Below are 13,906 nucleotides of genomic sequence, written 5' to 3'. Positions count from 1 at the left end.
GACCGGTGCCGCGCCGGTTACACGCCCCCGAGGTCGGCGTATGGTTCAGGAACGCGGGCCCAAAGAAATGCGCCAATGCCACGCCCGGCCGGGCAGCAGGCAGCGGCCCGCAGCAGGGAGGACGACATGAGCACAGGCGATCAACAACCGGTCCGTTCGGACTTCGACGGCAAGACAACGGTCGACGAGGTGCTGGACAGTGCCGAGCTGACGGGCAAGACCGCCATCGTCACCGGCGGATACAGCGGTATCGGGCTGGAACTGGTGCGCGCCATGGCGAAAAAAGGCGCGAAGATCATCGTGCCCGTCCGCTCGCCGGAGAAGGCCCGGGAAAGCCTTGCCGGGATCGCGGGCGACATCGTCACCCATGAGATGGATCTTGGCGACATCGCCTCCGTGCGCCGCTTTGCAAAGCAAGTGAGCGACGCCACATCCCGGCTCGATTTTCTCATCAACAATGCCGGCATCATGGCCTGCCCCGAAACCCGCGTCGGCCCGGGCTGGGAGGCACAGTTCGGCGTGAACCATATGGGACATTTCGCGCTCGCCAGGGCGCTGTGGCCGCTGCTCACGGCCACACCGGGATTGCGCGTCGTGGCGCTCTCCTCCACCGGGCACAAGCGCTCCGACGTGCTCTGGGACGACATCCAGTTCGAGAAGACGCCCTATGACAAATGGGTGGCCTATGGGCAGGCCAAGACCGCGAATGCGCTCTTTGCCAATGCGCTGTCACGCCGCCTGCGCGATAGCGGCGGACTCGCCTTCTCGGTACATCCCGGCGGCATCTTCACGCCACTCCAGCGCCATCTCGAAAAGGAAGAGATGATCGCGCTCGGCTGGCTGGACGAAAACGGCGAATTGTCGGAACTGGCAAAGCAGGGCTTCAAGACGTGATGACAGGGCTGTGCGACCACCGCCTGGGCGGCGACATCGTCATTGCTCGAAGGCAAGCCCGGCGTCTATTGCGAGGATTGCGACATCGCAGAACCCACCGACCCCGAAAGCCCCTTCGCAAGATTCCGCGGCGTCGATGCCCATGCGTGCAGCGACGACGCGGCCGAACGCCTCTGGGAAATCAGCGAAGCGCTGCTGGAGACAGCATAATCCGCACGGCACGTCGTCAGATAGTGGGTTTGAGTTGGTAGCGGAGGAGGGACTCGAACCCCCGACACGCGGATTATGATTCCGCTGCTCTAACCAGCTGAGCTACTCCGCCCCATGCGCCGTAAGGCGTGGCCCGGGGAGGGCCTGATCCGGCGCTTTCGAGAGACCTTGAGGCCCCCGGTTGCGCGAGAGTTCCGGGATATAAGGGGCGTCGGCTGGCCCTGTCAAGCAAGACGGGCACACGCGGCGAAATGCCGGTCTTTCGCCCCCAAATCCGGGCGCTGGACATGCGAAAGCGGCCCGGAATTCCTTCCGGACCGCCTGCCGCCACCCATCGCCCGAATGGTTCAGCTATTCGCGTTGTAATTGCTGTTCGAATTCCAGTTGGAGCTCCAGTTCCAGCCGCTGTCGCCGCCCCACCAGCCGCCCCACCAGCCGCCGCCGCCACCGCCGCTCTCGCAGGCCGCCGCGGGGGTCGCCAAGACGAATGCATAAAGCATCAGCGCAAGGCCGCCGGTCACTGCCGTACCGAACGTGCCGGCCGCCAGCCAGCGATCGAGACGGGCCAGCCCGCTGAACCAACGGAACGCCGGCATGGCCAGTTTCAGGAAAAGCTGTTTCATCTGTTCAACTCCGCAACACTGGCAAATCCGCCATGTGTTTTATTATGAGACACCCAAGACCGCTTTCGCGGAGAAAGCTGCCTGTTGGAGAAACAGGAGCAAGCGCCATGCCGCGAGGGGAGAGCTACCGACCGCGCCAGCCTCTTTCGCGCGCGATCTCCACGATTTCCGCGCGCAGGCGGCCCGCCGCGGGCAGAAGGCTCCGGTCCCGGCGGCGCAGGATCGCGTAGCGGGTCTCGACCTCGAAGGGATACTCCACCAGCGTCACCCCGCCCCGCTCCACCGCCCGCTCGCCGATGGAGCGCGCGACCCCGGTCAGAATGTCCGTCCGTCGCGAAAGCTCCAGACTGGCCGAGACGCTTTCAAGCCGCAGCTGCGGTATCCCCCGGCGCTTCATCTCCACCGCAAAATCGCCCGGAAAGTGCCGGTAGTCCTCTTCGGCGAAATGCGCCGCCGCCCAAGGATAGTCGAGATAGGCCTCGGAAGGCGCCCCCGCCTGCACCAGCGGATGCCCCTCCCGCGCCACGATGACGGAAGGTTCCGCGCCGAGCTGCTCGATCAGCACATCCTCCTCGAAATGCACCGGCTCAAAAGCGATCCAGCCCAGCACGGCGAAATCGATCTCGCGCGCCATCAGCGCCCCGATCAGGTCCGGCTGAAGCGCGCTTTCCATCGCCACGCGCACGGTGGGATTGGCCGGCGTGAACCGGGTCAGCGCATCAATGACAAGCGATTCCGCCGGCTGGGGCGAAGCGCCGATCCTGAGGTTCCCTTCCATACCGCCCTTGAGGGCACGGGCTTCCGCCTCGAAATCCCCCATGCCGCGCAGCAACTCGCGGGCCCGCGCAGCCAGCCGCTCCCCCGCCGAGGTGGGGACTACCTGCCGCGTCGTCCGGTCGAAAAGGCTCAGCCCCGTATCGGCCTCCAGCCTTTGCAGGCTCTTGGTCAACGCCGAATGGGTGAGGCCCTGCTCGTCCGCGGCGAGCCGGAAGGAGCGCAGCCTGTAAAGTGCGTCGAAATGGCGGATCTGGCGCATATCCATGAAAGCCGAACCTTCCAGCGAGCGGCCCGCTCACCAATTGGGTCGTATAATTCACTTATTATGTCATTTTACTGAAATATTATCACTCTCAAGAAACGCAAACGGAAAAATGGAACGCCCATGCCGCTCCCTGTCTTTATTGCCGTCGGTCTCGCGGCCTGCGCGGTCATCGCCGCCTATGCGCATTGGCTCGGCCGCTCCGCCCGCCAAACGCTGAGCGATACGGAGGACGCCCTGCGCCTCTTCCAGGCCGCCTGCCCCGATCTGGAGGCACGCCAGGCACGACTTGCCGGCGACCGGCACGCGGCCCTCGTCATGCTTGAAAACGGCGATGCGGGACTTCTTTATGCGATGGGCAGCAAATGGATGGCGCGCGACCTGCCCGCCGGAAGCATAAAAGCGGTGAAACGCCTTTCGGCAAACCGGCTGCGCCTGATCCTGGCCGACTACACGATGCCCCGCCTCACCATCGCGCTCGCCGATGAAAACGAGCGCGAACGCTGGATCGAGGCCATGGAAAATGCGGCCCGGCCGCCTGAACGCGGCCCTATCGAACGGAAGGCGACGGCATGAGTTTCTTCGGTCCGCTTCTCGACCCGGCAACGCTGCCGGACCCCAAACAGGTGGCAACGCCTCTCTTTATTCTCTTTGTACTGATCGAACTCACTCTGGTGCATCGGAGGCGCCTGAAGGGCGATTATGAGACTCGCGACACACTGACAAGCCTCATCATGGGCACGGGCAGTGTGCTGGGCGGCGTGTTGCTGGGCGGGCTCGGCTATCTCTGTCTTCTCGGCGCCTATGACATGCGCCTCACCACCATCCAGACAACGCCGCTCAGCCTCTTCCTGCTCTTTCTGCTGGACGATATGCGCTTCTACTGGGGGCATCGCTTCAGCCACCGCATCCGCTGGTTCTGGGCCGACCATGTGATCCACCATTCCAGCCAGCACTACAATCTCTCCACCGCGCTGCGCCAGCCCTGGCTCAGCGGCATCAGCGGCATGTTCCTGCTGCAAACGCCCCTCGCGCTGATCGGCTTCCACCCTGCCGCGCTGGTCTTTGTGGGCGCGCTGAACCTCGTCTATCAGTTCTGGATCCACACTGAAGCGGTGGGCCGCTTCCCGCGCTGGTTCGAAGCGGTGTTCAACACGCCGTCGCATCACCGCGTGCACCATGCGCGCAATGCGAAATATCTCGATGCGAATTATGCGGGCACACTGATTGTCTGGGACAGGCTGTTCGGCAGCTTCATCCCCGAGGACGACGCCGAACCGGCCGAATACGGCCTGGTAAAGAACCTCGGCACGTTCAACCCCTTGCGCGTCGCCACGCATGAATATGTGGGCATTCTGAAAGACGTTGCGCAGCGCGGGCTAACCATACGCCAGCGTCTCGCCTATTTCCTCGCGCCGCCCGGCTGGTCGCATGACGGCAGCCGCATGACATCGGACGAACTGAAACGCCGCGATGAAGAGCGAAAGAAACAGAACGAGAAGACAACCGTCCGCGCGGCGGACTGATCCGCCTCTTATTCCGGCTTGCGGAAGCGGAGCATGGTGAAGAGCTTCATCGGGTTGATGGCCCGCGTCTCCACCAGTTCCAGATCCGTGATGCTGTCGATCGTCTCAATCCGGAAATCGGGATGCCAGCCCAGCGCCCGCGCCGCCGGCGCCATCCAGCGTTCCACACGCCCGCGCACGCCGTGATCCTGTGCGAAGTGGTTGACGATGACGACCTCGCCGCCCGGCGCGCAGACGCGCTCAAGCTCTTTCATCACCTTCACAGGGTCGGGAACGACCGTCATCACATACATGGCGACGACGGTTTCATAGGATCCGTCCTCGAACCGGAGGTCGCTTGCATCCATCTCGTAAAGGCCGAGCACATTGGCAAGGCCCTTGTCCTTCACCCGCTCACGCGCCTTTTTGAGCATGTCGGGCGACAGGTCGATGCCGGTCACGCGCAGATGCGGTGCATAGCGCGGCAGCGCCACCCCCGTCCCCACGCCGACTTCCAGCAGCGTGCCCTCGCGGCGATTGATGATGTCGATGGCCGATTTCCGGCCGGCGGCCGCGATATGCGCGAAAGAGAAATCATAAACAGGCGCCCACCGCGCATAGGCTTTGATGACCGATTGCTCGTCGATGCGGGCGGCTCCGTTCACTTTACTCTCTCCTTGATACCTGCCGGTCGTTCGGCGCTCTTCATTTAAGAACCGATTACGGCGGAATTGAGCCAATATGACACTATTGTCTCAATGGCAATCTACCTTGCGGCAGCGTCTTGCGCCATGTTTTCCGCAACCTGCGATGTTTCGAGTGCCGGATTGACCGCTTTCGCAATCCAACCGCCCCCCAATACCCGGCTTCCTTCATCTTCCATGCCATAGAAGACGCAGGCCTGACCGGGCGATACACCCTCCTCGCCATTTGCGAGTTCGACTTCCACCGCGCCTGCCTCGACGAAGAGGCGCGCCGGCACGGGCGGCCGCGTGGAGCGTACCTTGGCGAGCACGTCCTGGCCCTCCGCCGGCACCCCGGCCAGCGGAATATCCCCGAGCCAGTTCACCTCTCGCAAGGTCAGCCGGCGCGTCAACAAGGCCTCGCGCGGCCCGACAATAACCTGCTTGCGGGCGGGATCGAGCCCGACGACGAAAGGCGGCTCGGTGTTCGGCTCCGCCGCGCCGATACCGAGGCCCCGGCGCTGACCGATGGTAAACCGCGTAATCCCTTCATGGCGGCCCAGCACACGCCCGTCCAAATGGACGATCTCGCCGGCCATCGCCGCATTGGGGCGCAGCCGGTCGACGATGGTTGTATAGCGTCCCGTCGGTACGAAGCAGATGTCCTGGCTGTCGGGCTTTGCCGCCACATGCAGCCCCATGCGCTCGGCAATCGCCCGCGCTTCCGGCTTGGTCAGGTCGCCCAGCGGAAAGCGCAGATAATCGAGCTGGTCCTGCGTGGTCGTGAAGAGGAAATAGCTCTGGTCGCGATCGTCGTCGCGCGGGCGGTGCAGCTCGCGATGCCCGTTCGCGCCCGGTCTCGTCGCAATATAATGACCGGTGGCCAGCGCCGCAGCGCCCAGATCGCGCGCCGTTTCCAGCAGATCGCGGAACTTCACCCGCTCATTACAGCGAATGCAGGGGATCGGCGTTTCGCCCGCCGCATAGGAATCGGCAAAATCCTCGATCACCGCTTCGCGGAAACGATCTTCGTAATCGAGCACGTAATGCGGAATGCCGATCTGCTCGGCGACACGGCGGGCATCGTGAATATCCTGCCCCGCGCAGCAGGCGCCCTTCTTCTGTACCGCCATGCCGTGATCGTAGAGCTGCATGGTGATGCCCACCACGTCATAGCCCTGCTCGGCAAGCAGCGCGGCCGTGACGGAACTGTCCACCCCGCCCGACATGGCGACGACGACCCGCGTCTCCTCCGGTCGCCCGGGGAGATCGAGGCTGTTCAATCCCGTCTTTTCGTCGAAACTCGCGCGCATCGCACAATCCGGCTCGCGCAAAACGCGCGGGCCTCCAAATCAAAAGGCGGCAAAAACTGCCGCCACCCGGCAGAAATATCGGTGCAGCGGCCCCTCCCGTCAACAGGCCGGGCGGCGCACCGATGCCGAAGCCCTTGTAAATACAAGATATTTTCTGCACTGCAACGACAAATCGCGCTGGCCCGGGGCTTGCTACCTAACCGACGCGGAGGGCTCTCATGCCGTCTCCGCTCCATACTCGGCAATATAACGGGACCGGCAGGCCATGGATTATTCATCTTCCTCTGCGAATTCCTCCGTGAAACGCAGCGGCACGACAGGCGAAGCGCTTTCCCTGCGCCCTGAGGCCCTGCGCGTGGCGGCTACGCCGTCGACGGGCGCGGATATGTTCGCCGAACATCTGGCCCGCGCTGCGAAGGACCGCGCGCGCGCCGACGAAGCGCATACCAAGGCGCCCAGCCATCGCAGGGAGCGCGACACCGCGCAGGCCCGCCGGGATGAAGCCGAGGAAAACCGCGCCGACCAGGCACGTCGCAAGCAGGACAGCGACAGCACCGACAAATCCGCCCGCTCCGGCGACACTGAGGCCGATGCGCAGGATGCGTCCGCACCCGCCGAGGGCGGTGTGACCGACGCCGAAGCCGATACCTCCGACGCGACGAAAACCGACAGTGACGGCGACAAGACGGCATCTGCCGACAAATCCGACGCCAAATCCGGCGATGACGACCAGAAGGCCGACGACAAGGACGATAAACAGCACGATCCCGCGGCGCAGGCCGCCGCCGTCGATCCGCAGGCCCCGCTTGAAAAGACAGCGACGCCCAAGGGCGACACTGCGGACAAGGCAGTGGCCGCAGACGGCAAGGCCGCACCCCCGCTGACCCCGGAAGAAAAGAAAGCCGCCGTGCAAGCCGCCGGCAAGACCGGGTCCGCCGACGCGACACCGCAAAAGGGGGACGCCACCGGGGACAAGACCGCCGAAGCATCGACCGACGGCAAGACGGCGGAAGGCAAGCCTGCCGATAAAGCGGCCGACAAGGTCACGGCTCAGGCCCTCGCCAATGCCGAAACGCAGGCAAGCAGCAAGGCCGCGACGGGCGACGGCAAGGACGATCTGGCGATTTCGGAGAAGGGCAAGAAAGGCCTCGGACACGAAGCGGCCCAGAAACTCGCGGAGGCCAAGAGCGACGCCGCCAAGACCCAGCCGACGGCCAATGCCGCGCCCGGACAGGCCGGTCATGAACACGCCAAGACGGCGGCCTCACCCAGGGCCGAGCCCGCCGCCGCGCCGCAGCAGGCCCAGGGAACCTCTTCCAACGGCAATTCGGCGAATAACGACCTTCTGACCGGCGTGCCCGCATCGGGTGCGCGCGGCAACGGCGCCTCGCCCACCGTTCGCATCGGCACCCTGCCCGGCCAGACGCAACCGACCCAGCTTCCCGCCTCCGCGCTTGCCATCCAGATGGCGCGCAACCTCAACAAAGGTGTGGATCGCTTCGAAATCCGCCTCGATCCGCCTGAAATGGGCCGGATCGACGTGAAGATGAAAGTCCACAAGGACGGCCATGTTTCGGCGCACATGATGGCCGACAAGCAGGACACGCTCGACCTTCTGCAGCGCGACCAGCGCGCGCTCCAGCAAGCATTGCAGAATGCCGGTCTCGATACCGACAACAGCTCCCTGAGCTTCTCCCTGCGCGACCAGAACCCCGACGGCGGGGGCGCTTTTGCCGGCAAGGGCAATGGCGGAACCGCGGGCGGCGCCGGCACCGCCGACGGCACCGAAGATCTCGCCCCGGCGCCCGTCTACAACGTCAACATCGCTGCCAATGGCGGCGTGGACATCCGCATCTAAGGATCCGTTCCCATGGATATCGCAACCATCAGCTCGCTTCAGTCCTCGACCAATTCGCAGTCGAGTTCCGCCTCCACGGCGCTCAATGCGAATTTCGATGCCTTTCTGAAGATGCTGATCACCCAGATGCAGAATCAGGATCCTACCAACCCGATGGACAGCAACCAGTTCACCCAGCAACTGGTGCAGATGTCGAGCGTGGAACAGCAGATCCAGACCAACAGGAACCTGGAAACGCTCATCACCACGAACTCGATCGCCAATGCGAATACCGCCGTGTCGCTGCTCGGCAAGCAGGTGGAGGGGTCCGGTACGGCTTCCCTGCTCAAGAACGGCCAGGCGGACTGGAGCTTCGACCTCGCCGCCGACGCGCCGAGCACCACGGTCTCCGTGGTGAACGGGCAAGGCGCCACCGTCTACAGCGAGGAGATGGAGGGCAAGAAGGGCTCCAACGAATTCGCCTGGGACGGCACCGGCAGCGACGGCTCCAGCTATCCAGACGGCTCCTATTTCCTGAAAGTGACGGCCAATGACGCCGACGGCAACGCCGTGGCCGCCGATACAAAGACCAAGGGGATCGTTACCGCGATCGACATGAGCACCACCGATCCGCTGCTGACGATCAACGGCGCCCAGATCCGATATTCCGAAATCACCGGCATCGCCGAGCCAAAAGCGGCCGGAAGTTAAGAATTCACTCTCTTCATGTCCCGCCTTGGAACAACTAACTCCTTGATTTTGAGGATTTTTTACTCTCGGGCTTAGGCGTTTTTTAAAGCCGCGGCGCTAATCTGTGTTCACGTTTCGAGCATGGAGATCCGGGTGACATGAGTGAACAGCACGCAACCAAGGTGAATTATGTGATCGGCCCCGACGGGAGCCCGCTCACGATCGCCGATCTGCCGCCCCCGGACACGAAGCGCTGGGTCATTCGACGCAAGGCCGAAGTGGTAGCCGCGGTGCGTGGCGGCCTCATCAGTCTGGACGAAGCCTGCCGGCGCTACACGCTGACGGTGGAGGAATTTCTGAGCTGGCAGCGCTCCATCGAACGTCATGGTCTGGCAGGCCTGCGCGCAACCCGCGTCCAGCAATACAGGCAGTAGGCTTTTTCCGTACAGCGTACGTGCTGCCAAGAAGCGCCGGCGATCATCCGCCGGCGCTTTTTTTGTGCGCTTTCCCCGGCCCGGCAAATTTTGCCGTGTGCGTTAAACATCTGTTTAGAGGGTGCCCGGTAAAAATTGCCTACTGACAAAGGCAGACCGCGCCTGGGCAACGAGTTGGGCAACTCGGGGGTGCGGACTGAAGGGCGCAAAGGAATTGCAGTCCGTCTTGTGTCTGGCGAAGGAGGGCTTCCCGAGAATTGCGGAAGATCTCCGGATGCTGACAAATGGGGTGGGTTTTGAGCAATCTCCAGAATCTCGTAAAGTCTCTTGGACCGGTGCGTCTTGCCGTCCTCGGTGTGGTCGGTGCAATTCTGTTCGGCTTCTTTGCCGTCATTGCCGCCAACTATTCCGGTGAGCCCAAGGCTCTTCTTTTTTCCGACGTCAATGTCAGCGACGCCTCCAAGATGGTCGAAGCCCTCGACCAGATGAAGGTCGACTACACGCTGAAGGGCGATGGCACGAAAATCTACGTACCGGAAAGCCAGGCCCTCCGCCTGCGCATGCAACTGGCCGAAAAAGGCCTGCCCGCGGGCGGCACGGTCGGATACGAAATCTTCGACAATGCCGACGCGCTCGGCACGACCAGCTTCATTCAGAACATCAACCATTTGCGCGCACTCGAAGGCGAGCTGGCGCGCACCATCGCCTCGATCGACGGTATTTCCAGCGCACGCGTTCACCTCGTGCTGCCGGAACGCGAACTCTTTTCCCGCGACAAGCGCGACCCGACCGCCTCCATCGTTTTGAAACTCGCCACCCGTGCCCTTTCCGGCCAGCAGGTGAAGTCGATCCAGTATCTCGTTTCCTCCGCCGTGGAAGGACTGACGCCCGGCCATGTCTCCATCGTCGATGAGCGCGGCACTTTGCTCGCGACCGGCATGGGCGACGACGGGCAGGCCATGATCACCGCGACGGCGGAAGAACGCCGCATCGCCTATGAACGCCGCTTGCGCGGCCACGTCGAAAACATCGTCGGCCGTGTCGTCGGCGCCGGTGGCGCACGTGTGGAAGTCACCGCGCAGATGGACATGACGCGCGTGGTCAAGACCTCCGACCTCTACGATCCCGACGGCCAGGTCGTTCGCTCTACCCAGACGGTGGAGGACACCTCCTCCAGCCAGAACGGCAAACAGAATGATGGCGTCACCGTCGGCAACAACCTGCCGAACGCCAACCAGACAGGCGCTGGCGACGGCGCCACCTCGCGAGACGCCGCGAACCGCACCGAAGAAACCGTCAATTACGAGATTTCGCGGACGCAGCGCACTGAGACGAAAGAGCCCGGCCGCGTTGAACGTGTTTCCGTCGCCGTTCTGGTCGACGGCACCTATACGACCGCTGCCGACGGCACGAAGACCTATCAGCCGCGCTCCCCGGAAGAGCTGGCCAAGATCGCCACGCTGGTGAAATCCGCCATCGGCTTCGACGAGAAGCGCGGTGACAAGGTCGAAGTCGTGAACCTGCAATTCGCCGCGCCGAAAACGGTCGAAGCCGCTTCGGCCACCGCGCCGGCGCCGGAAGGCGGCATGTGGGGGCTGAGCAAGGCCGACCTGATGCGCATCGGCGAAATGGCAATGATCGCATTGCTGGCCCTGGTCGCCATGTTCTTCGTGCTTCGTCCGCTGATTGCGCGCCTGGGATTTGTGAAGGTCGCCCCTTCTTCGGCCGACGCGCAGCTCGCACTTGCCGACGGCACGGAAACGCCGGTGGCCGCCATTGCCGGCCCGACCGGCGAAGGCGAGAACGTTTCGTTCGAGGGCAACGAGCACCTTACCGAAGACATGATGATCGACATTGCCCAGGTCGCGGGCAAGGTCAAGCAATCCTCCGTACGCAAGATCGGCGAACTGGTGAACAACCACCCGGATGAATCGCTCTCGATCCTGCGTACCTGGCTGCACGAACCCGCTTGAGGAGTAGGCTGAATGGCCACGACCGTCGCAAAGATCAAGGAAGAAAAGCAGCTGACCGGCGCCCAGAAGGCCGCGATCTTCATGCTCGCCCTGGGCGCGGAAGACGCAGCCTCCCTGTGGGAGATGTTCGACGACGATGAAATTCGCGAACTCTCCACCACCATGTCCACGCTGGGCACCATTCAGGCCAATCACGTCGAGAAGCTGCTGGTCGAATTCGCCTCCAAGATCTCCGGCACGGGCGCGCTGGTGGGCTCGTATGAATCGACCGAACGCCTGCTGTTGAAATTCCTGCCCGAAGAGCGCGTCACCAACGTCATGGACGAAATCCGCGGCCCGGCAGGCCGCACCATGTGGGAAAAGCTCGGCAATGTGCACGAGACCGTGCTCGCCAGCTATCTGAAGAACGAATATCCGCAGACCGTCGCCGTCGTCCTCTCGAAAATCTGCACCGACCATGCCGCGCGCGTGCTGACCTGCCTGCCGGAAGATTTCGCTCTCGAAGTCGTCACCCGCATGCTGCGCATGGAATCGGTGCAGAAGGAAATCCTCGACAAGGTCGAAAAGACGCTGCGTTCGGAGTTCATGTCGAACCTGTCGCGTACCAACCGCCGCGACTCCCATGAGCTGATGGCCGAAATCTTCAACAATTTCGACCGCCAGACCGAAACCCGCTTCCTCGCCATGCTGGAAGAGCGCGCCGCGCCCAGCGCCGAGAAGATCAAGGCGCTGATGTTCACCTTCGAGGACCTCGGCAAGCTCGATCCGGGCGGCATCCAGACGCTCCTTCGTGCCGTGGACAAGAACAAGCTCGGCATCGCGCTCAAGGGATCGTCCGACACGCTGCGCGACCTCTTCTTCGCCAATATGTCCGAACGCGCCGCCAAGATCCTGCGCGAAGACATGAACCTGATGGGCCCCGTCCGCCTCAAGGATGTCGATGAAGCGCAGACCACCATGGTCAACATCGCAAAGGATCTCGCCAACAAGGGCGAAATCATGCTGGCGACCGACAGTGAGGAAAACGAGCTGATCTACTGATCGGTTTTTTGCAGGCACACACCGGAACACATAGAGCAACGCGAAACCCATGAAACAGGCGGTCAAATTCACATTCGACAGACAGTTCGGCGAGGCCCCGGCCTCCGCCAAGCGATCTGTCGAACCCCGCCCTGCGGATGAGGCGCCGCGTGCTTATACCGAGGCGGACATCGCCGCCGCGCGCGCAGAGGGCTATGCCCAGGGTTTTGCCGAGGGACAAAAGGACACCGCCGCCAGGGCCGATGAGAACATCACCGCCACGCTCGGCAAGCTCACCGAGAACGCGGCCTCGATCCTGTCCTCGCTCGACGCGATATCGGGCGATCTGAAATCCGACGCTGTGAAGCTCGCCCACGAGACGGCAAAGCGCCTCGCGTCCGCTTCCATCGGCGTGCGCCCCGAAACGGAGATCGAGGCGGTGCTGCAGGAATGCCTGTCGCACCTCAACCGCGAGCCGCACATTCTGCTTCGCATCGCGCCGTCCATGATGGATCGCATGAAGGAAACCGTCGACCGCATGGCGATGGAACGCGGCATGAGCGGACGGATCATTCTGCTGGGCGAGCCCGGCATGGAAGAAGGCGACTGCACGGTCGAATGGGCCGATGGCGGCGTCACCCGGGATTATGACGCGATGCTCGCCCGTATCGATACGGCCATCGCCCGCTACATCGAAACGATCGCACCCAAACCTGCCGAGACGAACGCGCTCGAAATGCCCGAGCCCGCAGCGTCGACCGGCGAAGCCCAAAGCGCGCCCCATGGCGACGCCCCGGGCGCCTGAACAGATTTTTGAGGAGAGAGAACCATGGCCGACAAGGATGATGAAATGTCCCTCCCCGACCTCACCGAGGCCGACGCGCTGCCGGCCGTCGCACCGGATGCAGAGGAAGAGGAAGGTACGCCGGAGCACCGTACGGCGCACGATCTCGAAGCCGTATTCGACGTGCCGGTGAATGTCTCCGCCGTACTCGGCAAGACCGACATCGAGGTCTCCAAACTCCTGAAGCTGGATCGCGGCACGGTGGTCGAACTGGACCGCAAGGTCGGCGAAGCCATCGACATCTATGTGAACGACCGTCTCGTCGCACGCGGCGAGGTCGTCCTCGTCGAGGACCGGCTGGGCGTCACCATGACCGAGATCATCAAGGGCGGCCTCGCCTGACGGCCACACGACTTGACCGCAACCACAAGAATTCTGGAACGCCGGAGTACACCAAGATGCGCCTTCTGATTGCAGGAACCCTGAACGGCCAGCTCTCGACAGCGACCAAGATCGCCATGTCGAAGGGCGCCAAGGTGACGCATACCGATACGATCGACCAGGCGCTCGAGACGCTGCGCGCCGGCCGTGGCGCCGACCTCGTGATGGTGGATGTCAAGCTCGACATCGAAAACCTCATCGCCCGGCTGGCCGAAGAGCATATCTGCGTGCCCGTCGTCGCCTGCGGCATCGAAAACGATGCGCGCGCCGCGGTGAGCGCGATCCGCGCCGGCGCCAAGGAATACATCCCCTTGCCGCCCGACGCAGACCTCATCGCCGCCGTTCTCGCCGCCGTGTCCGATGACGGTCACGCCCTCATCTACAAGGATGAGCGCATGGGTCAGGTGGTGAAGCTTGCCGATCAGGTGGCGGGCTCGGATGCCAGCATCCTGATCACCGG

15 protein-coding genes, 1 tRNA gene and 1 pseudogene are annotated in these 13,906 nt (G+C 63.3%); 12 read left to right on the top strand and 5 right to left on the bottom strand.

The features are described 5' to 3' along the window. The first annotated feature begins 126 nt into the window (after nt 1-126). The gene (locus CMI59_RS09220; protein WP_293327561.1) at nt 127-894 is read left to right on the top strand and encodes an SDR family NAD(P)-dependent oxidoreductase; all 768 of its coding nucleotides are present in this window, start codon (nt 127-129) and stop codon (nt 892-894) included. Nucleotides 895-936: 42 nt separating this feature from the next. Next, nucleotides 937-1,104 (top strand): hypothetical protein, encoded by a 168-nt coding sequence (locus CMI59_RS09215; protein ID WP_293327558.1) that lies wholly within the window; start codon nt 937-939, stop codon nt 1,102-1,104. Between the two features lie 35 nt (nt 1,105-1,139). On the opposite strand, the gene CMI59_RS09210 is transcribed toward CMI59_RS09215, so the two are convergent. The 3 genes from CMI59_RS09210 to CMI59_RS09200 form a co-directional block, all read right to left on the bottom strand. Further along, nucleotides 1,140-1,216 (bottom strand) — tRNA-Met (locus CMI59_RS09210). A 235-nt stretch (nt 1,217-1,451) separates the two neighbouring features. Next, a complete protein-coding gene (locus CMI59_RS09205; protein WP_293327556.1) occupies nt 1,452-1,727 on the bottom strand; it encodes a hypothetical protein in 276 nt (91 codons plus the stop codon). 124 nt (nt 1,728-1,851) lie between these two features. Continuing rightward, the gene (locus CMI59_RS09200; protein WP_293327554.1) at nt 1,852-2,769 is read right to left on the bottom strand and encodes a LysR family transcriptional regulator; all 918 of its coding nucleotides are present in this window, start codon (nt 2,767-2,769) and stop codon (nt 1,852-1,854) included. A gap of 120 nt (nt 2,770-2,889) precedes the next feature. Between CMI59_RS09200 and CMI59_RS09195 the strand changes: the two genes are divergently transcribed. Beyond that, nucleotides 2,890-3,342, top strand: a complete 453-nt coding sequence (locus tag CMI59_RS09195; protein ID WP_293327551.1) for a hypothetical protein — start codon at nt 2,890-2,892, stop codon at nt 3,340-3,342. Next, on the top strand, nt 3,339-4,292 hold the full coding sequence (locus CMI59_RS09190) for a sterol desaturase family protein (protein ID WP_293327548.1): 954 nt from the start codon (nt 3,339-3,341) through the stop codon (nt 4,290-4,292). The genes CMI59_RS09195 and CMI59_RS09190 overlap by 4 nt, the downstream gene beginning before the upstream one ends. Nucleotides 4,293-4,300: 8 nt before the next feature. Here the strand turns inward: CMI59_RS09190 and CMI59_RS09185 are convergent, their stop codons facing one another. Both CMI59_RS09185 and mnmA read right to left on the bottom strand, forming a co-directional pair. Further along, the gene (locus CMI59_RS09185) at nt 4,301-4,936 is read right to left on the bottom strand and encodes a class I SAM-dependent methyltransferase (protein WP_167090334.1); all 636 of its coding nucleotides are present in this window, start codon (nt 4,934-4,936) and stop codon (nt 4,301-4,303) included. 101 nt (nt 4,937-5,037) lie between these two features. Further along, the gene (gene mnmA, locus CMI59_RS09180; RefSeq protein WP_293327543.1) at nt 5,038-6,267 is read right to left on the bottom strand and encodes a tRNA 2-thiouridine(34) synthase MnmA; all 1,230 of its coding nucleotides are present in this window, start codon (nt 6,265-6,267) and stop codon (nt 5,038-5,040) included. Nucleotides 6,268-6,565: 298 nt separating this feature from the next. On the opposite strand from mnmA, the gene CMI59_RS09175 reads away from it, so the two are divergent. From CMI59_RS09175 to CMI59_RS09140, 8 genes and pseudogenes are all read left to right on the top strand, one after another. Beyond that, nucleotides 6,566-8,125 carry a flagellar hook-length control protein FliK gene (locus CMI59_RS09175; protein WP_293327540.1) on the top strand — a complete coding sequence of 520 codons (1,560 nt, stop codon included), beginning with the start codon at nt 6,566-6,568 and terminating at the stop codon, nt 8,123-8,125. A gap of 12 nt (nt 8,126-8,137) precedes the next feature. Then, nucleotides 8,138-8,815, top strand: coding sequence for a flagellar hook assembly protein FlgD (locus CMI59_RS09170; RefSeq protein ID WP_293327538.1), 678 nt, complete (start codon nt 8,138-8,140; stop codon nt 8,813-8,815). 137 nt (nt 8,816-8,952) lie between these two features. Next, entirely contained in the window at nt 8,953-9,228 is a 276-nt protein-coding gene (locus CMI59_RS09165; RefSeq protein ID WP_293327535.1) for a DUF1153 domain-containing protein, read from the top strand. Nucleotides 9,229-9,512: 284 nt separating this feature from the next. After that, nucleotides 9,513-11,201 (top strand): flagellar basal-body MS-ring/collar protein FliF, encoded by a 1,689-nt coding sequence (gene fliF, locus CMI59_RS09160; protein WP_293327532.1) that lies wholly within the window; start codon nt 9,513-9,515, stop codon nt 11,199-11,201. A 12-nt stretch (nt 11,202-11,213) separates the two neighbouring features. Continuing rightward, complete coding sequence (gene fliG, locus CMI59_RS09155) at nt 11,214-12,242, top strand: flagellar motor switch protein FliG (protein ID WP_293327530.1); 1,029 nt, start codon at nt 11,214-11,216, stop codon at nt 12,240-12,242. Nucleotides 12,243-12,291: 49 nt separating this feature from the next. Beyond that, nucleotides 12,292-13,026 carry a FliH/SctL family protein gene (locus CMI59_RS09150; RefSeq protein WP_293327528.1) on the top strand — a complete coding sequence of 245 codons (735 nt, stop codon included), beginning with the start codon at nt 12,292-12,294 and terminating at the stop codon, nt 13,024-13,026. Nucleotides 13,027-13,050: 24 nt separating this feature from the next. Continuing rightward, nucleotides 13,051-13,407 carry a flagellar motor switch protein FliN gene (gene fliN / locus CMI59_RS09145; RefSeq protein ID WP_293327526.1) on the top strand — a complete coding sequence of 119 codons (357 nt, stop codon included), beginning with the start codon at nt 13,051-13,053 and terminating at the stop codon, nt 13,405-13,407. A 56-nt stretch (nt 13,408-13,463) separates the two neighbouring features. Beyond that, nucleotides 13,464-13,906, top strand: a pseudogene (locus CMI59_RS09140) (sigma-54-dependent Fis family transcriptional regulator); the annotation flags it as partial.

The sequence above is a fragment of the Parvibaculum sp. genome (assembly GCF_002684405.1).
Classification (GTDB): Bacteria; Pseudomonadota; Alphaproteobacteria; order Parvibaculales; family Parvibaculaceae; genus Parvibaculum.
Note: the sequence above shows the minus strand (reverse complement) of the source record. Positions and strands in the feature narration are given on the sequence as shown.